Annotated in this window: 25 protein-coding genes; 18 read left to right on the top strand and 7 right to left on the bottom strand. The window is 74.2% G+C overall.

All coding sequences use genetic code 11. The annotated features are described in order from the left end of the window. Positions 1 to 8: 8 nt before the first annotated feature. Entirely contained in the window at positions 9 to 191 is a 183-nt protein-coding gene (locus tag AB0B41_RS09850) for a hypothetical protein (protein WP_037046767.1), read from the top strand. Positions 192 to 356: 165 nt separating this feature from the next. On the opposite strand, the gene AB0B41_RS09855 is transcribed toward AB0B41_RS09850, so the two are convergent. Continuing rightward, positions 357 to 596 carry a hypothetical protein gene (locus tag AB0B41_RS09855; protein ID WP_358201035.1) on the bottom strand — a complete coding sequence of 80 codons (240 nt, stop codon included), beginning with the start codon at positions 594 to 596 and terminating at the stop codon, positions 357 to 359. An 80-nt stretch (positions 597 to 676) separates the two neighbouring features. On the opposite strand from AB0B41_RS09855, the gene AB0B41_RS09860 reads away from it, so the two are divergent. The 3 genes from AB0B41_RS09860 to AB0B41_RS09870 are packed head-to-tail and all read left to right on the top strand — an operon-like array spanning position 677 to position 3,685. Beyond that, positions 677 to 1,642, top strand: coding sequence for an SDR family NAD(P)-dependent oxidoreductase (locus tag AB0B41_RS09860; protein ID WP_358201037.1), 966 nt, complete (start codon positions 677 to 679; stop codon positions 1,640 to 1,642). Positions 1,643 to 1,667: 25 nt separating this feature from the next. Then, positions 1,668 to 2,099, top strand: coding sequence for an SRPBCC family protein (locus AB0B41_RS09865; RefSeq protein ID WP_358201039.1), 432 nt, complete (start codon positions 1,668 to 1,670; stop codon positions 2,097 to 2,099). Then, entirely contained in the window at positions 2,096 to 3,685 is a 1,590-nt protein-coding gene (locus AB0B41_RS09870) for an NAD(P)/FAD-dependent oxidoreductase (RefSeq protein ID WP_358201041.1), read from the top strand. Before AB0B41_RS09865 ends, AB0B41_RS09870 begins: the two co-directional genes overlap by 4 nt. Before the next feature lie 278 nt (positions 3,686 to 3,963). Here the strand turns inward: AB0B41_RS09870 and AB0B41_RS09875 are convergent, their stop codons facing one another. From AB0B41_RS09875 to AB0B41_RS09885, 3 genes are all read right to left on the bottom strand, one after another. Continuing rightward, on the bottom strand, positions 3,964 to 4,173 hold the full coding sequence (locus AB0B41_RS09875) for a hypothetical protein (RefSeq protein WP_358201043.1): 210 nt from the start codon (positions 4,171 to 4,173) through the stop codon (positions 3,964 to 3,966). A 96-nt stretch (positions 4,174 to 4,269) separates the two neighbouring features. Further along, positions 4,270 to 5,721, bottom strand: coding sequence for an MFS transporter (locus AB0B41_RS09880; protein ID WP_358201045.1), 1,452 nt, complete (start codon positions 5,719 to 5,721; stop codon positions 4,270 to 4,272). Between the two features lie 193 nt (positions 5,722 to 5,914). Then, the gene (locus tag AB0B41_RS09885) at positions 5,915 to 6,298 is read right to left on the bottom strand and encodes an STAS domain-containing protein (RefSeq protein WP_358201047.1); all 384 of its coding nucleotides are present in this window, start codon (positions 6,296 to 6,298) and stop codon (positions 5,915 to 5,917) included. A 255-nt stretch (positions 6,299 to 6,553) separates the two neighbouring features. Here AB0B41_RS09885 and AB0B41_RS09890 point away from each other — a divergent pair, with 255 nt between their 5' ends. The 4 genes from AB0B41_RS09890 (at position 6,554) to AB0B41_RS09905 (ending at position 8,738) form a co-directional block, all read left to right on the top strand. Continuing rightward, the gene (locus tag AB0B41_RS09890; protein ID WP_358201049.1) at positions 6,554 to 6,757 is read left to right on the top strand and encodes a hypothetical protein; all 204 of its coding nucleotides are present in this window, start codon (positions 6,554 to 6,556) and stop codon (positions 6,755 to 6,757) included. 58 nt (positions 6,758 to 6,815) lie between these two features. Beyond that, a complete protein-coding gene (locus AB0B41_RS09895; protein WP_358201051.1) occupies positions 6,816 to 8,015 on the top strand; it encodes an alcohol dehydrogenase catalytic domain-containing protein in 1,200 nt (399 codons plus the stop codon). Next, the gene (locus tag AB0B41_RS09900; RefSeq protein ID WP_358201053.1) at positions 8,012 to 8,344 is read left to right on the top strand and encodes a DUF3140 domain-containing protein; all 333 of its coding nucleotides are present in this window, start codon (positions 8,012 to 8,014) and stop codon (positions 8,342 to 8,344) included. Before AB0B41_RS09895 ends, AB0B41_RS09900 begins: the two co-directional genes overlap by 4 nt. Before the next feature lie 121 nt (positions 8,345 to 8,465). Beyond that, the gene (locus tag AB0B41_RS09905; RefSeq protein WP_358201055.1) at positions 8,466 to 8,738 is read left to right on the top strand and encodes a DUF3040 domain-containing protein; all 273 of its coding nucleotides are present in this window, start codon (positions 8,466 to 8,468) and stop codon (positions 8,736 to 8,738) included. A 12-nt stretch (positions 8,739 to 8,750) separates the two neighbouring features. On the opposite strand, the gene AB0B41_RS09910 is transcribed toward AB0B41_RS09905, so the two are convergent. Then, the gene (locus tag AB0B41_RS09910; RefSeq protein ID WP_358201200.1) at positions 8,751 to 9,371 is read right to left on the bottom strand and encodes a ribonuclease H; all 621 of its coding nucleotides are present in this window, start codon (positions 9,369 to 9,371) and stop codon (positions 8,751 to 8,753) included. 89 nt (positions 9,372 to 9,460) lie between these two features. Between AB0B41_RS09910 and AB0B41_RS09915 the strand changes: the two genes are divergently transcribed. Next, the gene (locus AB0B41_RS09915) at positions 9,461 to 11,086 is read left to right on the top strand and encodes a Na+/H+ antiporter (RefSeq protein ID WP_358201057.1); all 1,626 of its coding nucleotides are present in this window, start codon (positions 9,461 to 9,463) and stop codon (positions 11,084 to 11,086) included. 4 nt (positions 11,087 to 11,090) lie between these two features. Here the strand turns inward: AB0B41_RS09915 and AB0B41_RS09920 are convergent, their stop codons facing one another. Together AB0B41_RS09920 and AB0B41_RS09925 are read right to left on the bottom strand one after the other, a co-directional pair. Continuing rightward, positions 11,091 to 11,813 carry a G1 family glutamic endopeptidase gene (locus tag AB0B41_RS09920; protein WP_358201059.1) on the bottom strand — a complete coding sequence of 241 codons (723 nt, stop codon included), beginning with the start codon at positions 11,811 to 11,813 and terminating at the stop codon, positions 11,091 to 11,093. 104 nt (positions 11,814 to 11,917) lie between these two features. Next, positions 11,918 to 12,871 (bottom strand): TIGR03557 family F420-dependent LLM class oxidoreductase, encoded by a 954-nt coding sequence (locus tag AB0B41_RS09925; RefSeq protein ID WP_358201061.1) that lies wholly within the window; start codon positions 12,869 to 12,871, stop codon positions 11,918 to 11,920. Between the two features lie 217 nt (positions 12,872 to 13,088). Here AB0B41_RS09925 and AB0B41_RS09930 point away from each other — a divergent pair, with 217 nt between their 5' ends. The 9 genes from AB0B41_RS09930 (at position 13,089) to AB0B41_RS09970 (ending at position 19,074) form a co-directional block, all read left to right on the top strand. Next, positions 13,089 to 13,541, top strand: a complete 453-nt coding sequence (locus AB0B41_RS09930) for a hypothetical protein (RefSeq protein WP_358201063.1) — start codon at positions 13,089 to 13,091, stop codon at positions 13,539 to 13,541. Positions 13,542 to 13,942: 401 nt separating this feature from the next. Next, on the top strand, positions 13,943 to 14,683 hold the full coding sequence (locus AB0B41_RS09935) for a hypothetical protein (RefSeq protein WP_358201065.1): 741 nt from the start codon (positions 13,943 to 13,945) through the stop codon (positions 14,681 to 14,683). Next, the gene (locus tag AB0B41_RS09940; protein WP_358201067.1) at positions 14,676 to 15,956 is read left to right on the top strand and encodes an SRPBCC family protein; all 1,281 of its coding nucleotides are present in this window, start codon (positions 14,676 to 14,678) and stop codon (positions 15,954 to 15,956) included. Before AB0B41_RS09935 ends, AB0B41_RS09940 begins: the two co-directional genes overlap by 8 nt. A gap of 3 nt (positions 15,957 to 15,959) precedes the next feature. Next, positions 15,960 to 16,397 carry a gas vesicle protein GvpJ gene (gvpJ, locus tag AB0B41_RS09945; RefSeq protein ID WP_358201069.1) on the top strand — a complete coding sequence of 146 codons (438 nt, stop codon included), beginning with the start codon at positions 15,960 to 15,962 and terminating at the stop codon, positions 16,395 to 16,397. After that, complete coding sequence (locus AB0B41_RS09950) at positions 16,394 to 17,125, top strand: GvpL/GvpF family gas vesicle protein (protein ID WP_358201071.1); 732 nt, start codon at positions 16,394 to 16,396, stop codon at positions 17,123 to 17,125. The genes gvpJ and AB0B41_RS09950 overlap by 4 nt, the downstream gene beginning before the upstream one ends. A gap of 6 nt (positions 17,126 to 17,131) precedes the next feature. Then, a complete protein-coding gene (locus AB0B41_RS09955) occupies positions 17,132 to 17,362 on the top strand; it encodes a gas vesicle protein GvpG (RefSeq protein WP_358201073.1) in 231 nt (76 codons plus the stop codon). Positions 17,363 to 17,375: 13 nt separating this feature from the next. Beyond that, positions 17,376 to 17,876, top strand: a complete 501-nt coding sequence (gene gvpO, locus AB0B41_RS09960) for a gas vesicle protein GvpO (protein WP_358201075.1) — start codon at positions 17,376 to 17,378, stop codon at positions 17,874 to 17,876. Continuing rightward, complete coding sequence (locus AB0B41_RS09965) at positions 17,873 to 18,325, top strand: gas vesicle protein (RefSeq protein ID WP_358201077.1); 453 nt, start codon at positions 17,873 to 17,875, stop codon at positions 18,323 to 18,325. The genes gvpO and AB0B41_RS09965 overlap by 4 nt, the downstream gene beginning before the upstream one ends. Then, positions 18,322 to 19,074, top strand: coding sequence for a GvpL/GvpF family gas vesicle protein (locus tag AB0B41_RS09970; protein ID WP_358201079.1), 753 nt, complete (start codon positions 18,322 to 18,324; stop codon positions 19,072 to 19,074). The genes AB0B41_RS09965 and AB0B41_RS09970 overlap by 4 nt, the downstream gene beginning before the upstream one ends. Position 19,075 lies beyond the last annotated feature (1 nt).

Raw genomic sequence — 19,075 nt, forward strand, 5'->3', positions numbered from 1 at the left:
CCCCGGGCATGACCGGACGCGACGACCACGACGAGACCATGACCGAGCAGGTCCTCAAGGAGGCGACCACCACCGGCGCCCCCGGCGACGAGCCCGACACCGCCCCGGAGGAGCCGCAGGGCGCTGCGTTCCCGCGTGGCGGTGCGGACGAGGCCGACAGCGCGGGCGCCCACGAGGACAAGGACCGCTGACGGCGCCGGAGCGGCCGGCCAGCAGTACGCCCGCCTACTGCCCGGGGGGAGTCGGAGCCGGCACACCCTGCTGCGCCGTCCGCATCTCGTCGACCGGGTGTGGGAGGCGCATCGGGGTGCCCGTCGGCCGCGCCCGTCGGCTGTGCCCGTCGGCCGCGCTCGCGGTCAGGCCGGGCCCAGCGCGGCGGCCCCGGTCTTGAACGTCGGCTGCTTCGACGCCGGCGTGGTCGACGTCGTCGTAGGAGCCGGGCCGGCCGTCGCTGCCGAGCCGCGGGCACCCAGCGCTCGACGTCCGCCTCCGTGACGCCCCTCGGCGAGCTGCGGGTCGACGCGGACGGGCCACGGCGCGCCCTTTCCGTAGGGCGTCCGCGCGCCCCAGGGGTGCGCGATGCGGTCGGCGCTCATGGCCTGCGACTACCCGTACGGGCCCGCGCCACGCGGAGGTGCGGGCCGTGCGGAGGTGTGGCAGGGCGCTCCGCGGGTAGGTGCCCACTGTGGAGATCGCGGGCAGCGTCGTGGTGGTGACCGGCGCCTCGAGCGGCATCGGGCGGGCGACCGCACAGGAGCTGCTGCGGCGCGGCGCCACCGTCGTCGGGGTCGCCCGGGACGCCGGCGCGCTCGCCGAGCTGGAGGGCCGCGGCCTCGTCCCGGCCCCGGCCGACGTCAGCGACTTCGCGGCGGTCGAGGGAGTGGTCCGCGAGGCCACCGACCGGTTCGGGCGGATCGACGCCTGGGTGAACTGCGCCGGGGTCGTCGGGTTCGGGGCGTTCCTCGACGTGCCCCTCGACGAGGTCCGGCGGGTGCTCGACGTCGACCTCATGGGGTACGTGCACGGCTGCCGCGCGGTGCTGCCCGGGATGGTGGAGCGCGACCGCGGCGTGATCGTCAACGTGTCGTCGATCCTCGGGGTCGTCGCGCTGCCCTACGGCGCCGCGTACTCGATGGCGAAGTTCGCGATCCGGGCGCTGGGCGTGAGCCTGCGCCAGGAGCTGCGGACCTCCGGCGTGCGCGGAGTGCGGGTGGGCACGGTCCTGCCGGCGGCGATCGACACCCCGATCTGGCGTGACGCCGCCAACCGGACCGGAGCCCGGCCGCGGCTGGCGGCACCGACCTATGCGCCGGAGCGCGTCGCGCGGATCATCGTGAACCAGATCCGCACACCACGCCGGGAGGTCGTGGCCGGGGGCGTCCTCGCCCGGCTGCTCCTGCTGCAGCACAAGGTCTGGCCGGAGAGCGCCGAGCGGGTGTTCGCCGCGGAGGTGGTCCGCTACGTGCTCGCCCGCGGTGGCGGCCCGGCCGACGACCCGGGCACCCTGTACGACCCGCCGGACCACCCGCGGCGGGTGCACGACGGCTGGAACGGGCCGGGGCGCGAACGGGCACGGACGCTCGCGGCCGGCCTGGGGCTCGCGGCCGCGGTCGGCGCGGCCGTCGGGCTGGCGCGGCGCTGAGGAACGACCTCGAGAAGGGAGCCCGATGAAGGTCGATCGGCTCGTCCCGGCGGAACCGGCGAAGGTCTGGCAGGTGATCGCCGACGGCTGGAGCTACCCGCTCTGGGTCGTCGGCGCCACCCACATGCGGGCAGTCGACGACGGCTACCCCGCCGTGGGGACCCGCCTGCACCACAGCGTGGGCAGCTGGCCGGTCCAGATCCAGGACCGCACCGAGGTGCGGGCCTGCGAACCGGAGCGGCTGCTCGAGCTGAAGGCGCACGCCTGGCCGTCGGGCGCGGCGCGGGTGCGGATCACGTTGCGGCCGGAGACCGGCGGGACCCGGGTGGTGATGGAGGAGCACGCCGAGTCCGGTCCCGCGGTGCTTATCCCCCGGGCGGTGCAGCAGGTCGTGCTGGTGCCGCGCAACACCGAGACCCTGGCCCGGCTCGAGAGCATCGTCCGGAACCGACCGTGACCGGGACCGCCGACGCCGTCGTCGTCGGGGCGGGGCACAACGGTCTGGTCGCCGCGAACCTGCTCGCCGACGCCGGTTGGCAGGTCCTCGTCCTGGAGGCCGCCGACGCCCCCGGCGGGGCCGTGCGCACCGCCGAGATCACCGCGCCGGGCTTCCGCAGCGACCTGTTCAGCGCGTTCTACCCGCTCGGGGCCGCCTCCCCGATCCTGCGCGAGCTCCGGCTCGACGAGCACGGGCTGCGCTGGCGGCACGCCCCCGCGGTCCTCGCGCACGTCACCCCGGACGACCGCTGCGTCGTCCTCTCCCGGGACCTCGACACCACCGCCGGCGCGCTCGACACGTTCGCCGCGGGCGACGGGGCGGCCTGGCGCGCCCTGGCGGAGGAGTGGACGCGCATCCGGGACTCGCTGCTGGAGACGGTGCTGCGCCCGTTCCCGCCGGTCCGGGGCACGCCGCGGCTGCTGCGCGCGCTCGGCACCGCCGACGCGCTGCGGTTCGCGCGGACGATCGTGCAGCCCGTGCGCCGGTTCGCCGACGAGCGGTTCGGCGGCGAGGGCGCGAAGCTGCTGCTCGCCGGCAACGCCCTGCACACCGACCTGGGTCCCGACACCGCGGGCAGCGCGGTCTTCGGGTGGCTGCTCTGCATGCTGGGCCAGGACGTCGGCTTCCCGGTGCCCGAGGGCGGCGCCGGCCGGATCGTCGACGCGCTGGTGGCACGGCTGCGCGAGCGCGGCGGCCGGGTCGAGTGCGATCGCCCGGTCCGCGAGGTGCTGCTCCGTGGGGGGCGCGCGGTCGGAGTGCGCGACGCCGAGGGCACGCCCGTCACGGCCCGCCGGGCCGTACTCGCCGACGTCCCGGCCCCGGTGCTGTACCGGGACCTGGTGGGAGAGGCCAACTTGCCGCCGCGGTTCGTCCGCGATCTCGACCGGTTCCAGTGGGACACCGCGACCGTGAAGCTCGACTGGGCGCTCGACGGCCCGGTGCCCTGGACCGCGGAGGCGGCCCGCCGGGCGGGCACGGTGCACCTCGGTGGGGACATGGACGGGCTGCGCGGCTACGCGGCCGACCTCGCCGCGGGCCGGGTGCCCCAGGAGCCGTTTCTGCTGTTCGGGCAGATGACCACCGCGGACCCCTCCCGCTCGCCGGCGGGCACCGAGTCCGCCTGGACGTACACGCACGTGCCCCGCGGGCTGGGCTGGGACGAGACCGACGTGCTGCGGCACGCCGAGCTCGTCGAGCGCACGGTGGAGCGCAACGCCCCGGGCTTCCGCGACCTGATCCGCGCGCGCAGCGTGGCCGGGCCCGCGGACCTGCAGCGGCGCAACCCCGGCCTCGTCGACGGCGCGATCAACGGCGGCACGGCGGCGGTGCACCAGCAGCTGGTGTTCCGGCCGGTACCGGGGCTGGGGCGTGCGGACACCCCGATCGACCGGCTGTTCCTCTCGGGCTCCTCGGCGCACCCCGGCGGGGCCGTGCACGGTGGGGCGGGCGCCAACGCGGCCCGTGCGGCCCTCGCCGCCTCCGGCCGCCTCGGCCCGGTCTACCGCGGCCTCGTCCGCGCCGCGCACCGCCGCATCTACGCCTGACCGCCTGGCCGGTGCGGCCCCTTCGGCTCGATCGTCGGTACCACCCATGATCCGTCCGAGCGGCACGTGAGGGTCCCGCGAGCAGCGCTCCTGTGACACTCGCGCTGACCACGAGCCGGTGATCGGAGCGAGAGCTACGGGAGGGTTCCTCGACCGACGCTCCTGTCCCACTCGCATCGATCATCGAAGCAGCTGCGACCCCGCGGATCGTGCGCGGCCTCCGCGGGATCGGCGCGCAGGCCGTCCACCCGACACCTGGTGCAGAGGTGCGCCGGCGATCAGTACTCCGGGTCGCCGGGTCGGGGCGGCGAGCAGTTGTTCGCCACGTTCATCTGCGCGGCCAGCTCGTCGACCCGCTCCGCACGTGCCCGGTCCTCCCGGGCCCGGTCCTCACCGTCCGAGCCGGAGCCGGAGCCGGTGGCGGTGTCGGGAGCGGTGTCGGTGCGCGTGTCGCGGTCCTCGCGGTCCTCGCGGCCGGGGTCCTGCACGACTGGGACCTCCCTCGTGACGTCGTGTCCCTGTGCGGTCCGGCCTCCGCGTACCCGATCACACCCGGCTCACACCCCGCCCGCCGACGGCGAGGGTCACTCCCGCAGCACCGCCGCGACCGGCGGGGAGCGGAAGGCCGGCCCCTCGCCGTCCGTCCAGCGCCGCAGGTCGGGCTTCTGCGGTCCGGAGCCGCCGAGCAGCAGCGTGCCCGTCAGCACGACCGCGCCGACCCCGGTGAGCACGACGCCGAGCAGGATCGTCCGGTCGATCGAGGACGGGGTGGCGGCGCCCTCGGACATGGCCAGCGTCATCACCACCGGTGCCGCCAGGAACGCCGCCTCCGAGCGCAGCAGCTGGACCAGCGCGAACGCCGGCCCGAGCCGTGGCGCGGGCACGCTGAGCGCGCCGAGGAACAGCCCCGGCCCGACCCCCGTGCCGGCGCCCACCCCCAGCAGGAACCCGGCCACCGCGGCGCGCACCAGCCCGCCGCCGCTCAGCAGCACGGCGCCGGCCGCGCACACCGTGAGCAGCCCGCCCAGGACCAGCACGGGCAGCCAGCGGGTGGGGAGCACGCGCACGATCAGCAGGATCGCCACCAGCATCCCGGCCACCTGGGTGACGAGCGCCGCGCCGACGACCGCGGGCGGGTGCCCCTCGACCTGTTGCAGGCGCAGCACCGCCAGCTCGGTGAAGGCGGTGAACCCGGCGCCGGTCACCATCGCGGCGCCGATCCCGGTGATGGGCAGCGTGTGCGCGATGAGCCGCACCGGCATCAGCGGGTTCTCCTTGCGGTACTCCCGCACCACGAGGAGGACGAGCGCGGCCAGCCCGAGCACCGTCGGCACCAGGAACCCGGGGGAGCTGGGCGGGTGCCCGACCAGCATGCTCACGCCCACGAACGGCAGGAACGTCGCCGCCGCGGCCAGCGGGACACCGGACGGGTCGACCCGCATCCGCGGGGACTCGGGCTCGGCCCGTTCGAACCCCAGGAGCCCCACCACGAACCCGGCGAGCGCGACGACCGCGGCTGCGACGTGCACCCAACGCCACGCGCCCGGCGTGGCGGCGAACCCCCCGATCGACGTGCCGGCCACGGACCCGCCGAACAGCCCGAGGTTGATCAGGGCGACGGTCAGCGGGACCCGCTGCGGGCCGTGCCCCGTCACGGCCGGCGGCAGCGCCACGACCAGCAGCATCCCGCTGCCCAGGCCCAGCAGCACCCGGCCCGCGATCAGCACGCCGTTGGAGCCGGAGACCGCCGCCAGCGCGGCCCCGGCCGCGATGAGCAGGGTGCAGCCGAGGTAGATCCGGCGCCGGTCGACGCGGTGCATGAGGTCGGCGGCGAGCACGACGGCGAAGGCGTACGACGCGTTGGCCAGCCCCTGGCCGAGCTGCAGCCCCGCGCGGTCGGTGCCGAGCTCGCCCGCCTGCACCCCGGTGAACAGGAACGGCGCGGTCGAGAGCAGCACGAACGGCGTCAGGCCGAGGAGGGCCATGGTGATCCCGGTGGACCACCGGCCGGCCAGGCGCGGCGACGGCAGGCTCATCGGGTCCGCCGCAGCGCGGCCCCGGGGATCGGCACACGCAGTGGCACGGGGAGCTGGAACATCTCCCGGACTTCCCGGCGGCTGCCCGGCCCAACCGGCGCACACCCGCGCCGAGGAGCGCTCGACGCCGTGAAGGGAATCGGCGGATCGCGCCCTCGTGCGAAGGGGCCTCGGGTCCGGGGCCGATGGGTTCTCAGTTCAGCCGGCGCACCCGCGAGTCGACGACGAGGGGAGTGGGTGCGCCGGGCAGCGCGCCGAGGGCGTCGATGCCCAGGGCCCGCAGGATCATCCGGGCCGGCCGGTGCTCGCCGCAGACCAGGTGCAGCCCACTACCCCGGAGCTCGAGCTCGTCCCGCAGCCGCAGCAGCTCGCGCACCCCCGAGGCGCACAGGTGCTGCAGGTCGTCGAGCTCCACCACAACCGCGGCGCGGTCCGTGTCGGCCAGCCCGCGCAGGACGGAGCGGAAGCACGCGAGACTCGCCAGATCGACCTCACCTCTCAGGTGGGCGACCAGGTGGCCCGTCTCCGGGCGGTCGTCGAACTCGATCTCGACAATGGCTTTGTCCTGCGTCGGCATGCGCCCCTCCGGAGAGAGAGGAGGTCGCGCGCTGCGTGGTTGAACGCGGCGACTCGGGACACTGATGCTGACACGGCCGTACCGGTCGGCGTAACCCCCGCGCGGCCCGTCGGGAGTCCGTTTGCCGGGGTCGCGGCCGGGTATCGCTGCCCGCGACCGAGGATCCGGCGAACGGGAGGTCCGCCATGCTCACCGCACTGGCCAGCCGGCCGCTGATGTTCGGCAAGGTCGCGGTGGCCGCCGTCGTCGGCAACGATGGACGGTGCCCACAAGATCGCCGCCGGCCTGTTCCAGGCCCTCAACGACACCGGCTTCACCGTGCCGGCGCAGGGGTCCGTCTACTGGAACGGCGAGGCGATGTCCGGCACGGACTCCGAGGACCTCGACGACACCCCGAGCCGGTGGCGGACACGACCGCCACCCTCGCCGCCACTGCGGCGCACCTGGCCCGGGTGCTGAACGAGCACCAGTACCCCGCCTGAGGAAGGCCCTGCGGAAGGGCGAGAGAGGAGGCGTCGTGCGCGCGCTCACCTGGCACGGCAAGCGCGACGTCCGGGTGGACACCCACCCGGATCCGTCCATCAAGGATCCCGACGACATCGTCGTGCAGATCACCTCGACCGGGCTGTGCGGTTCCGACCTGCACCTGTACGAGGTGCTGGGCCCGTTCCTCGGCGAGGGCGACATCCTCGGCCACGAGCCGATGGGGATCGTCGCCGAGAAGGGCCCGGGCGTCACCTCGCTCGAGGTCGGCGACCGCGTCGTGGTGCCGTTCAACGTCTCCTGCGGGACCTGCTGGATGTGCGAACGCGGGCTGCACTCGCAGTGCGAGACCACGCAGAACCGCGAGCAGGGCATGGGGGCGTCCCTGTTCGGCTACACGAAGCTCTACGGCCAGGTGCCGGGCGGGCAGGCGGAGTTCCTGCGCGTGCCGTTCGGCGACACGCTGCCGATCAAGGTGCCCGAGGGCCCGCCGGACGACCGCTTCGTCTACCTGTCCGACGTGCTGCCCACGGCGTGGCAGGCTGTCGCCTACGCCGACCCGCCGCGCGACGGCAGCCTCGTCGTCCTCGGGCTGGGGCCGATCGGCGACATGGCCGCCCGGATCGCCCGGCACCGCGGCGTCGAGACGGTCATCGGCATCGACCTGGTGCCCGAGCGGCTCCAGCGGGCGCAGAACCGCGGTGTCACCACCATCGACCTGCGCGAGGCCGGCAAGGACGTCGCCGACGCGGTCCGCGCACTCACCGGCGGCCGCGGCGCCGACGCGGTGATCGACGCGGTCGGGATGGAGGCGCACGGCTCGCCCTTCGGCAAGATCGCCCACCAGCTCGTCGGGTACCTGCCCGACGCCCTGGCCGCGCCGTTCATGAAGACCGCCGGCGTGGACCGGTTGGCCGCCCTGCAGATGGCGGTCGAGCTCGTCCGCCGCGGCGGCACGATCTCGCTCTCCGGCGTGTACGGCGGCATGGCCGACCCGCTGCCGATGCTGCAGATGTTCGACAAGCAGATCCAGCTGCGGATGGGCCAGGCGAACGTGCACCGCTGGGTGCCGGACCTGCTGCCGCTGCTCACGGACGACGATCCGCTGGGCACCGAGGACTTCGCGACCCACCACGTCCCGCTGGAGTCGGCGCCCGACGCCTACAAGATGTTCCAGGAGAAACGGGACGGGGCGGTGAAGGTCCTGTTCAAGCCCGGGACCGCGACCTCGTGAGCGGCACGGGCGACGAGGACGTCCGCACGGAGTTCGGCGAGGTGGTCAACATGACCGCCGGCGACCTCGAGAAGTGGCTCGAGTCGGACGAGTCGAAGGACGCCGGGCAGCACGACGGCGGCGAGTCCGTCGGGCACGAGTCCGGCCGGCGGATCGTGGAGATCCTGCGGAGCGAGAAGGCCGACCTCTCCGACGACGACGAGAAGCACATGGGCAAGGTCGTCGGCTACGTGCACCGGCACCTGGCGCAGAAGCCGGAGGGCGACGTCACGGAGACGAAGTGGCGGTACTCCTTGATGAACTGGGGTCACGACCCCCTGAAGGACTGACCCTGAAGGATTGACCCCGAAGGACTGACACCGAAGGACTGACACCGGGGGATTGACACGAAGGACGGTTGACCGGGCAGGTTCCGAGGAGTTCGCTCTCACGCAGGAGCGAGGGGGAGCCATGCTGAGCGACGAGGACCGGCGCCGGCTGCAGGACATCGAGGCGGCGATCCGCATGGAGGACCCGCGGTTCGCCGAACGCCTCGCGCAGGGGAGCTTCCCCACGCGTGCCCGGCGGGCGGTGGCGCTGGTCCTCGTCGTGATCGGCCTGCTGGGCCTGCTCGCGGGGATGGCGCTGTTGTCCGGGGTGATGGTGCTGTTCGCCGTGCTGGTCACGGGGATGGGCATCACCCTGTGGTGCCGGAAGGGCGGCGGCCACCGCCCCGCGGACTGACGACTCCGAGGGTCAGGCGACCGCGCGGGACTGCTCCACGGCCAGCGCGTCGACCAGGTCGTTCATCTCGTCCCCGGAGTGGCCCTTCACCCAGCGGAAGGACACGTCGCCCCGCTCGTTGACCAGGGTGATCAGCGGCTCCCACAGGTCCCGGCTCGCCACCGGCTTGCGCGCGCTCGTGGTCCAGCCGCGCGCGAGCCAGCCCTTCCACCAGCCGTCCCGGAAGCAGTTCACGACGTAGGTCGAGTCGCTGACCACCACCAGCGGGCCGTCGAGCGCCCGGACCGCCTCCAGCGCCGCGCGGATCTCCATGCGCTGGTTGGTGGTGCCGGCCTCGCCGCCGCTGTCCTGCCGGCCGTCCCGGGTGGCCCAGGCCCAGCCGCCGGGGCCCGGGTTGCCGGAGCACGCGCCGTCCGTCCACACCTCGAGGGCGCCCTCGGCGGCGGGCATGTCCGGGCGCGGGGCCGACCGGGACGGCCGGGCGGTCAGCGCACCGGAGTCGCCCTTCCCGCCGCTCTTCGCCACCTCGGCGCAGGCCGAGTGCGCCCAGGCGCTGCCCGCCTTCGCGATCTCCTCGCCGGGCCGGACGGGGCTGGAGCAGACGCCGCAGGTGGTGGCGTACTTCGCGGTCATCGGCACCCGGCCACCCTACGACCCGGCCCGCCGAGCACCGTCCCGGCTCCCCGGCATGGTCCGCCGCCCGGACGGGTACCGACTGCTCCGTGCCGACCCAGGTCCTGCTCGTCGTGCTCGTGCTCGCCGCGGGCGTCGTCCTCGGCCGCCTCGTCAGCCGGGGGACGGGCCTGCCCGAGGCCGCCGTGTACGTGCTGCTCGGGGTCGGGGCGGCGTTCATCCCCGGCGTGGCCGAGGTGCGGCTCTCACCGGACCTGGTGCTGCTGGTCTTCCTGCCGCCGCTGATCTACTACGCCGCGTTCTTCAGCGACCCGCGCGAGACGGCGAACAACCTGGTCCCCGTCGTCGGGCAGTCCGTCGGGCTCGTCGTGGCGACGGCGCTCGCGGTCGGAGGGTCGCTCCTCCTGGTCTTCCCCGACGTGGGCTGGGCCGCGGCGATCGCCTTCGGCGCCGCCGTCGCGCCGCCCGACCCGGTGGCCGCGGGCTCGGTCCTGCAGCGGCTCGGGGCGCCGCGCCGGCTGGTCACCGTGCTGGAGTCCGAGGGGCTGGTCAACGACGGCGTCGCGCTCACCCTGTTCGCCGTGGCGATCGGGGCGGTCGGCGCCACGACCTCGGTGGGCGAGGTCGGCCTGCAACTCCTGATCGAGGTCGGTGGCGGCATCGCGTTCGGGCTCGTCGTCGGGATCGTCAGCGCGGCGCTGCGCCGGTTCGTCCGGGACACCGCGAGCCACGTGATCCTCTCCCTGGTCACGCCGTACCTCGCGTTCGTGCCGGCACAGGAGCTGCACTCGTCCGGCGTGCTCGCGACGGTCACCGCCGCCGTGTGGCTCGGGGTCCGCGGCCGCGGGCTGGTCGAGCCGACGGTCCGGCTCCACTCCGAGACCTTCTGGACGGTGCTGAACTCGCTGCTCGTCGCGCTGCTGTTCGTACTGCTGGGGATCCAGGTACCCGCGGTGATCCGCGAGGTCGGGGCGTACTCGTGGACGGCGCTGGCGCTCGCGGCGGCGGCGGTGGTCGCGGTCGCGATCCTGGTGCGGATGGCGTGGGTGATGCTGGTGGCGCCGCTGGGCGCGCTGCTGCCGGTCCGGGAGGAGCTGGCCGCGCAGATGCCCTGGCAGGAACGGGTGGTGCTCGGCTGGTGCGGGCCGCGCGGGGCGGTGTCCCTCGCCGTCGCGCTGTCCATCCCGCTGACGGCGGCGGACGGCACGCCCTTCCCGCGCCGCGATCTGCTGCTGTTCCTCACCGTGGTGGTGGTGCTCGTGACCCTCGTCGGGCAGACCGTCCCGCTGCCCCGGCTGCTGAAGGTGCTGAAGCTGCGGCCCGACGAGCGCGAGCGCACCGAGGGGGTGCGGGCGCGCCGGGCCGCCGTCGACGCGGCCCTGCGCGAGCTCGACGAGGTCGCCGAGCGGGACGAGCCCGGGCCGGCCGGGGTGGAGGAGCTGCGTCAGGTCCTGGAGCTGCGCCGGGAGCACCTCCGCGACCAGCTGGAGGCGACCCGCCACGCCCACCACCACGGTGACGACGAGGGCGGCCCGGAGCCGGAGTCATCCGGCGAGGGCGCGACGGACGTCAGTGCGCTGCGGCTGCGCCTGGTCGAGGTCGAGCGCGAGACGCTGCGCCGGATGCAGGCACGCGGGGAGATCAGCCGGCCGACGATGGTGGCGATCAGCCAGGAGCTGGACCTGGACGAGACGCAGCTCCGCCGGAGGCGGTGAGCACCTACTCGTGCAGGTAGCTGACGGTGAACGTGCCGCCGCGCACCGGTCCGGTCCGGGTCTGCCGCACATCCGTGGTGCCGGACTCGAAGCCGACCGGGTCGGTGGCGGCGAGCGGCCTGCCGTCGACGGTGGCGCCGGAGAGCGTGAGGCTGCCGAACGCCGGGAACGCGCCGGTGGGTGACTCGACGACGACCTCCGCCGACGCGTGGTCGTCCTGGAGGTGGGCCGTGTGCGCGGTCCGCGTCCAGCCACGCGTGGTGTCCGCGATGGTGAGGGTGTAGCCCGTCGCCGTCCGGTGCACGCTCGCGGTCATCCGATCGCCCGGGCCGACCGGGTCGGGGTGGTACACGGGCGGCTGTGGCGCGGTCTCGTACCAGGCGCGGTAGACCGGCTTCCCGGACGCGCAGGTGATCTCGAGGCCCGTCTGCTGCACGGTGTTCGTCACGACGCCGCCCAGCCCGACCCAGGGCCCGACGACCTGGGTGGGCGCACCGCAGCGGACCGTGGGGGCCGACCAGGCGGCGGAGACCGTGGTGAAGCCGGACCCGACCGCCGCCCAGCCGGACCAGTTGGAACCGGTGACCGGCTGGTAGCCGGCGTGGGCGGCAGGTCCGGGGGCCGCCGCGGCCGCCCCCGGCGGGGCGAGCAGCAGCAGGACCGCGCCCGCCGTCGCCACGAGGGCGCCCACCACCCGGCGCCCGTGCCGTCCCCGTGCTCCCGCCATGACGACGCACCCCCATCTCGCGGCCGGACAGGGGCGCAAGCCAAGCACGCCGCGCCGCCTGCAGGACAGGCCGACGGGCCCTTGTCACCGGGCGGGTCGCCGGCTCAGCGCAGCTGCGGCAGCACCGTGTCGGCCCACCCGCGGAAGAAGCCGTCGTGGTCGGCGCCGACCTGCTGGACGTAGACCTCGTCCACACCGGCGTCGAGGTACCGGCGGACCCGCTCGAGGTGGTCCTCCGGGTCGTCGCCGCACACGATCGTCTCCGCGACCTGCACGCGCGGCACCAGCGTCATGACGTCGGCGAAGTCCTGCGGCCGGGGCAGGGTCTGGCCGAGCTGGCCGGGCAGCGCGTCGTTGGCCCACAGGCGGTGCGCCCGGTCGATCGCGGCCTCGCGGTCGGGCTCCCAGCAGACCTTCATCCCGGCCTGGACGGGCTTGTCCCCGCCACCGGACTCGCGGAACGTCCGGACCAGGTCGCCGTCGGGCATCGCGGTGCAGTAGCCGTCGCCGATTCGGCCCGCCAGCTCGGTGGCCTGCGGGCCGAAGCCGGAGACGTAGATCGGCACGGGCTGCTCGGGCAGCGTGTAGATCCGCGCCTCCTGCACCTCGTAGTAGGTCCCGTGGTGGCTGATCTGTTCCCCCTGGTGCAGCAGGCGGATCACGTCGACCGCCTCCTCGAGCATGGCCAGGCGCTCGCCGACGGACGGCCAGGCGTCGCCGAGGACGTGCTCGTTGAGCAGCTCGCCGCTGCCGACGCCGAGGACGAACCGGCCGTCGAGCTGCACCGCGGCGGTCGCGGCGGCCTGGGCGATCACGGCCGGGTGGATGCGCACCGTCGGGCAGGTCACGGCGGTGGTGACCGGCAGCGACACCGCCTCGGACAGCGCCCCGATCACGGACCAGACGAACGGGCTCTGGCCCTGCTCGTCGTTCCACGGGTGGAAGTGGTCGGAGATCCAGAGCCGCTCGAAGCCGGCCCGTTCCGCCGCCCGCGCCTGGACGACGAGCTCCTTCGGGCCGTACTGCTCGCAGGACAGGAAGTAGCCGATGCTCGCCATGGAAGGGCGCTACCCTTGCATGACCGCGCGAATCACGGCACCCCGGCGGGCGCCGTTGCTCCGGTCGGGGCAACGCGGGCCGTCGTCCACGACCGCGCGCTGCGACGTCCGGGCGGAATCCGCGCCACGCGCCGCCCGCGGCGAGTGGTGCGGACCCGGATCGGGGTAGTCGGCACCAGCGCCGCACGATTCGGGCGGCGCAGGCGGGGAGGAACTCATGCAGCCCATGACGGCGCTGGAGATGGGCGGCGACGCCCCGCGGTCGAGCGACCGGTCGCGCCAGCCGGGCCTCGACCCCGTCGAGCGCCGGAACGCCGCGGTCGCCGACCTCAAGGAGAGCCTGCGCGACCTGCTCCGCACGCTCCTGCGCAGCTCGGTCGGGCTCGTCCTGGAGAACGTGGAGGACCTGGGCGGGCTGGTCCAGAAATTTGCCGCCTCGGGTGGGGTCGCCATGGGCGGGCTGCTGGGTGGCGTCCGTGCCGGGCTGGCCGGGAAGAACCCGATCTGGGGTGCGCTGAAAGGCGCGGTCGGGGCCATGAGCACCGGAATGCGCGTGGCGATCATTCTCGCCCTCGTGCTCGCGATCGTGTTGTTGCCGATCACCGTGGTGCTGCTGCTCGTCGCGCTCATCGTGCTGATCATCGTGGCGGCCGCCAAAGCAGGCTCCTGACGATCCGTTCTGCCGGTCGGCGGGCCCGTCCACGCCGGACTCCGTCGATGGCCGTCACTCTTTTCCTGCACGCAGTCCGCTCGCCCGCTTCCGCACCGTGACCAGTCGCTGGGCCGACCGGGCGGTAAGCGCTCGTTCGGCCCAGTGCTCTCACGGAAACGTTGCAGCAGTGCTCACCCGCCTGTTTCAGGAGCATTTCCGGGAAATGGTCCGGACGGGTGGGCCGAACGGCGCAAAAATGGCTGATGTGGTCGATCGGCGTGTGCAGCCAGATCCGTTCGGGTAGAAGCTGCTGACCCCGGTTCGGGGCTCGGGCGCGAGCGGTTCGGTGACATCGATCCCTTCGCGTGGGCGCGGGCCGGCCACCACAACTTGGAGGCACGATGAAATGCGGCGCACGTGTGGCGCTCGGGGTAGCCGGCGGCTACTTCCTGGGACGCACCAAGAAGATGAAGCTCGCCCTGATGCTCGGCGGGATGGCCGCGGGGCGTCGTGCGGGCGGGCCGGGTGAGCTCCTCGCCCAGGCCACCAAGCTGCTGAACAGCTCCCCCGAGCTGGCCGCGGTGACCGACCAGGTCCGCGGGCGGCTGCTGGAGGCGGGCAAGGGCGCCGCCATGGCCGTGGCGGCGCGCCAGGTCGCCGCGCTGACCGACAAGGTCGGTCAGAAGGTCGAAACCCTCGCGAGCGGCGCCTCGGGCGCGAAGGACGGCGCGAAGGACGGCGCGAAGGACGGCGCGAAGGACAAGGCGGGCGAGGCCAAGGACTCCGCCTCCGACACGGCGCCGGACGCCGAGGACACCGGGGAGGCCGCCGCCGGCGCGGGCACGGACGCAACGCAGAGCGCTGTCGACAGCGCCCGCGAGGCCGGCGGCGCCGACTCCGACGAGGAGACCGACCGGGGCGACGAGCCGGTCGAGGACGAGCAGCAGGAGCCCGAGGAGGAGCCGAAGCCGCGGCGCCGCACCGCCAAGGCGCAGGGCGCGTCGCGCGGGGCCGGGTCCCGCGCCTCCGGCTCCGGCCGTCGTACCGCGGCCGCGGGCACCGCCACGGCCCGGACCGGGGCGCGAGCCGCCGCGGGCGGGGCGAAGGCGGCCTCGGGCCGGGGCAAGGGCACCGCCAAGCGGAGGAGCAGCGATGCCTGACACGTCGAAGCTCGCGGAGGCCCTCCCGGCCGACGCCTTGAAGGACGCCGGTCAGCGCCTGTTGTCGCTGATGGTGCAGAAGGCGGCCGAGGCCGCCACGGACCGGGTCACGAACCTGACCGACCGCCTCGACACGGTCACCGAGAACGGCGGCAGCGGGGTCCGCGAGGCGCTCGGCCGCGGCCGCGGTCGCGACGACGACGAGGACCGCGACCCCGACGACGAGGACGGCGACGAGGACGAGGACGGCAAGAAGGGCGGGTTCTTCTCCGGGATCAAGGAGAAGGTCAGCGGCCTGTTCGGCGGCGGCGGCGACGACTCCGAGGGCGGGGGCGGCGGCAGCGGCGGCGGCAAGAAGGTCAAGCTGATCAACATCGTCGAGGAGCAGGACGTCGGCCTGCCCCTGCGGACCACGTACAACCTGTGGACCCAGATGGCCGACTTCCCGGGCTTCATGAAGAAGGTCGAGAGCGTCGACCAGCTCTCCGACGAGAAGACCCACTGGAAGGCGCAGGTCTTCCTGTCCCACCGCGAGTGGGAGGCGACGATCATGGACCAGGTCGCCGACTCGCACATCATGTGGCGGTCCAAGGGGGCCAAGGGCCACGTCGACGGCGCGGTGAGCTTCACCGGGCTGGGGCCCAACCTCACCCGGATCCTGCTGGTGCTCGAGTACCACCCGCAGGGCCTGTTCGAGCGCACCGGCAACATCTGGCGCGCCCAGGGCCGCCGGGCCCGGCTGGAGTTCAAGCACTTCCGCCGGCACGCCATGACCACCGCCCTGCTGCACCAGGACGAGATCGAGGGCTGGCGCGGCGAGATCCGCGACGGCGAGGTCGTGAAGACCCACGAGGAGGCGCTGGACGAGGAGCGGAGCGCCCGCGAGGAGGAGGGTGAGCCCGAGGAGCGCGACGAGTACGCCGAGGGCGCCGAGCCCGACGAGGACGCCGAGTACGAGGAGGAGGCCGAGCCGGCCGCCGAGTACGACGAGGACTACGACGAGGAGCCCGCGGAGGAGACGGACGAGGGCCCCGTCGACGAGTCCGAGGAGTACGCCGACGAGGAGCCGGACGAGGAGTACGAGGAGGCCGACGAGTACGCCGACGAGGAGCCGGACGAAGAGCCGGACGAGGAGTACGAGGAGGCGGACGAGGCCGAGCCGGCCGCCGACGAGGACACCGAGCCCGACGAGGAACCCGACGAGGAGCCGCCCCCGGCCCGCCGCCGCACCGCACGCCGGCAGACCGCGGGCGCCGGCGGAAGGAGTCGATGAGCGATGACGGTGGCGACCCAGACGGGCGGCGGGGGGCACGTCGACCGCGGCGGCGGGGGCGGTTCGAGCGGCCTCGCCGACGTCGTCGAGCTGATCCTGGACAAGGGCCTGGTCATCGACGTGTTCGTGCGGGTGTCGCTGGTGGGGATCGAGATCCTCACGATCGACGCGCGCGTGGTGGTGGCGAGCGTGGACACGTTCCTGCGCTTCGCCGAGGCCACCAACCGGCTCGACCTGTACGGCAAGGGCAAGGGCGGCAAGGACATCACCGAGCTCACCCAGGGGGTGATGGAGGGCGGCGCCAAGGGCAAGACCTCCGGGGTCCTCGACGCCGCCGTCGACAAGGTGGAGGAGCTCCTGGGCGGCAACAACCGCGAGGAGGAACGGGAGGAGGCGCCGCGCCGGCGCCGGCCGCAGCGGACGCGGGAGCGTGAGGGGTGAGCGCGACGTACGTCTACGGGCTGGTCCGGTCGGACGCCGAGCTGCCCGACGACCTGGTGGGGCTGGGCCCGTCGGGCACGGTGACCACCGTGGTGCACGAGAAGGTGGCCGCGATCGTGGGCGACGTGCCGCTCGACCGCCCGCTCGGCACCCGGGACGACCTGGTGGCCCACGAGGCCGTGGTGGACTCGGTGGCCGCCCACACGACGGTGCTCCCGATGCGGTTCCCGGCCGTGATCGAGGAGGAGGGCGTGCTCGACGAGCTCCTCGCGCCGCACCACGACCGGTTCGTCCGGGCGTTGGACCAGCTGGAGGGAACCGTCCAGTACACCCTCAAGGGTCGCTACGACCAGGACGTCCTGCTCCGCGAGGTCGTGGAGGAGGACGAGGGGGTGCGTGAGCTGCAGGAGCGCATCCGCGGGGTGCCCGAGGACGCGGCCTACTACGACCGCGTCAAGCTCGGCGAGCTGATCGTCAAGGCGCTCGAGGAGCGCCGCGAGGTCGATGCGAAGGACATCCTCGACCGGATCGGCTCGTTCGCCGAGGCGGTGTCGAGCACCACCCCGACCCAGCCCGAGGACGTCGTCAACGCGGCGTTCCTGGTACGCAGGGACGGGGCGGAGGAGTTCGAGGCCGCCGTGGAGGAACTGGGTGCGGACACCCACGAGTGGTTGAAGCTGCGGCTGCTCGGGCCGCTCGCCCCCTACGACTTCGTGCCGGAGGAGTGATCGCTGATGGGTCTCGTGTCGGGTCTGCTGGGTTTGCCGCTGGCCCCGGTCCGCGGTGTCCTCTGGCTGGCCGAGCAGATCCAGGACCAGGCCGAACAGCAGTACTACGACCCGGCGCGGATCCGTGCCGAACTGGAGTGGGTCGACGAGGCGCGCCGCACCGGCGAGCTCTCCGAGTCCGAGGCCGCGGAGCGGGAGAACGAGTTGCTGCAGCGACTGATGGTGCGCCGCGCCTGACCGGCGGAGACCGATGACGGACGACCAGGAGCACGACCAGGAGCAGACCGGGCGGGCCCGGCCCGCTCGCCGCGCTGCACCCCGGCGCGGCGAGCGGGAGGACGCACCCGCGACCCGGACGAGGAGGACGGCCTCCCGGAAGACGGCGTCGAAGGGTGCGTCGGACGGCGGGTCGGGGGGCTCGGACGGCTCGGACGGCTCGGACGGCCCGGGCGGCCCGGACGGCCCGGGGGAGGCCGGGCGCAACGGCCGCGCGCTGCCCGCCGAGGCCGCCCGCCGCGCAGCGGAGCAGATCGTCTCGCTGACCGGCCGCGAGCTGGAGTCGGTGGTGTCGATCGAGCGCCGCGACGAGGGCTGGTCGATCGGCGTGGAGGTCGTGGAGACGCGCCGCATCCCGGACTCCGCCGACATCCTGGCCGTCTTCGAGGTGGACGTCGACGAGAACGGCGACCTCCACGGCTACCGCCGAACCGGCCGCTACAGCAGGGGTCAGATGCACAGAGGAGGACGATGACGAGCGGAGGCCTTCCGTTACCGGGACGCACGGCGCGACCGCCCGAGCACCGCCAGGAGTCGACGAACCTCGCCGACATCCTCGAGCGCGTACTCGACAAGGGCATCGTGATCGCCGGCGACATCCGGGTGAACCTGCTCGACATCGAGCTGCTGACGATCAAGATCAGGCTGCTCGTCGCCTCGGTCGACAAGGCCCGCGAGATGGGCATCGACTGGTGGGAGCACGACCCGAGCCTCAGCTCCGGGCAGCGGGACCTGAACGAGGAGAACCGCCGGCTGCGGCAGCGCATCGGCGACCTCGAGGCCGCCCGCACGCGCGGCGAGCTGGAGGACGGCTCGGCCCGGGAGCCGGAGCCGGAGGTGGAGTCGGAGCTGGAGTCGGCGCCGGAGGCGCAGCCGGAACCGACGCGGAGGCGCTCCGCCCGGGCCCGGGAGGAGCGCGGATGAGCCTGGTCTGGTTGTACGCGGTGCGCCTCGGCGGGGCGGACCGGCCGCCCGCCGGACCGGGCGTCGACGGCGAGAGCCCCCGGCTCGTCGTCGAGGGCCCGCTCGTCGCCGTGGTCGGCACGGTGCGCGAGGAGGAGTTCGACGAGTCGGCGCTCGCCCGCGCGATGGAGGACCTGGGCCGCATCGAGCGGCTCGCCCGCGCGCACCACGCCGTGATCGTGGAGGCGGCGGCCGCGGAACCGACGGCGCCGCTGCGGCTCGCCACCGTCTACCGGGACGACGAGGCGGTCGCCCAAATGCTGCGCGAGCGGGCGGTGGAGTTCGGGACCGTCCTCGAGCGCGTCCGGGACCGGCGGGAATGGGGCGTCAAGGTCTACGTCGACGCCAAGCCCGAGGCGCCGGCCGAGGAGCCGGCGGCGTCGTCGGAGCGGCCCGGGACGTCGTACCTGCTGCGCCGGCGGGCCGACCGGGACCGCGGCGCGCAGGCCCGCGAGCGCGCCCGGGCCGTCGCGGACCGCCTCGACGACACGTTGGCGCAGGTCGCGGCCGGCTCGCACCGGATGAAGCCGCAGGACGCCCGGCTCAGCGGCCGTGAGCAGGAGATGGTGCTCAACGCGACGTACCTGGTCGACACGGACGGCGAGGACGGGTTCCGGGCGGCGCTCGCCGCGGTCGAGGCGGAGGGGGCGACGGTCGAGCTCACCGGCCCGTGGCCGCCCTTCTCCTTCGCCACGCTGGGGGAGTCGTGAC

This window comes from Pseudonocardia sp. NPDC049154 (assembly GCF_040648315.1).
Lineage (GTDB): Bacteria > Actinomycetota > Actinomycetes > Mycobacteriales > Pseudonocardiaceae > Pseudonocardia.

Coding starts and splice junctions, on each gene's coding strand:
- AB0B41_RS09910 (WP_358201200.1), bottom strand. CDS start 9,371: ATGACCGCGAAGTACGCCACCACCTGCGGCGTCTGCTCCAGCCCCGTC.
- AB0B41_RS09855 (WP_358201035.1), bottom strand. CDS start 596: ATGAGCGCCGACCGCATCGCGCACCCCTGGGGCGCGCGGACGCCCTAC.
- AB0B41_RS09905 (WP_358201055.1), top strand. CDS start 8,466: ATGCTGAGCGACGAGGACCGGCGCCGGCTGCAGGACATCGAGGCGGCG.
- AB0B41_RS09965 (WP_358201077.1), top strand. CDS start 17,873: ATGACGAGCGGAGGCCTTCCGTTACCGGGACGCACGGCGCGACCGCCC.
- AB0B41_RS09955 (WP_358201073.1), top strand. CDS start 17,132: ATGGGTCTCGTGTCGGGTCTGCTGGGTTTGCCGCTGGCCCCGGTCCGC.
- gvpJ (WP_358201069.1), top strand. CDS start 15,960: ATGACGGTGGCGACCCAGACGGGCGGCGGGGGGCACGTCGACCGCGGC.
- AB0B41_RS09850 (WP_037046767.1), top strand. CDS start 9: ATGACCGGACGCGACGACCACGACGAGACCATGACCGAGCAGGTCCTC.
- AB0B41_RS09885 (WP_358201047.1), bottom strand. CDS start 6,298: ATGCCGACGCAGGACAAAGCCATTGTCGAGATCGAGTTCGACGACCGC.
- AB0B41_RS09865 (WP_358201039.1), top strand. CDS start 1,668: ATGAAGGTCGATCGGCTCGTCCCGGCGGAACCGGCGAAGGTCTGGCAG.
- AB0B41_RS09925 (WP_358201061.1), bottom strand. CDS start 12,871: ATGGCGAGCATCGGCTACTTCCTGTCCTGCGAGCAGTACGGCCCGAAG.
- gvpO (WP_358201075.1), top strand. CDS start 17,376: ATGACGGACGACCAGGAGCACGACCAGGAGCAGACCGGGCGGGCCCGG.
- AB0B41_RS09930 (WP_358201063.1), top strand. CDS start 13,089: ATGCAGCCCATGACGGCGCTGGAGATGGGCGGCGACGCCCCGCGGTCG.
- AB0B41_RS09880 (WP_358201045.1), bottom strand. CDS start 5,721: ATGAGCCTGCCGTCGCCGCGCCTGGCCGGCCGGTGGTCCACCGGGATC.
- AB0B41_RS09940 (WP_358201067.1), top strand. CDS start 14,676: ATGCCTGACACGTCGAAGCTCGCGGAGGCCCTCCCGGCCGACGCCTTG.
- AB0B41_RS09890 (WP_358201049.1), top strand. CDS start 6,554: ATGGACGGTGCCCACAAGATCGCCGCCGGCCTGTTCCAGGCCCTCAAC.
- AB0B41_RS09970 (WP_358201079.1), top strand. CDS start 18,322: ATGAGCCTGGTCTGGTTGTACGCGGTGCGCCTCGGCGGGGCGGACCGG.
- AB0B41_RS09920 (WP_358201059.1), bottom strand. CDS start 11,813: ATGGCGGGAGCACGGGGACGGCACGGGCGCCGGGTGGTGGGCGCCCTC.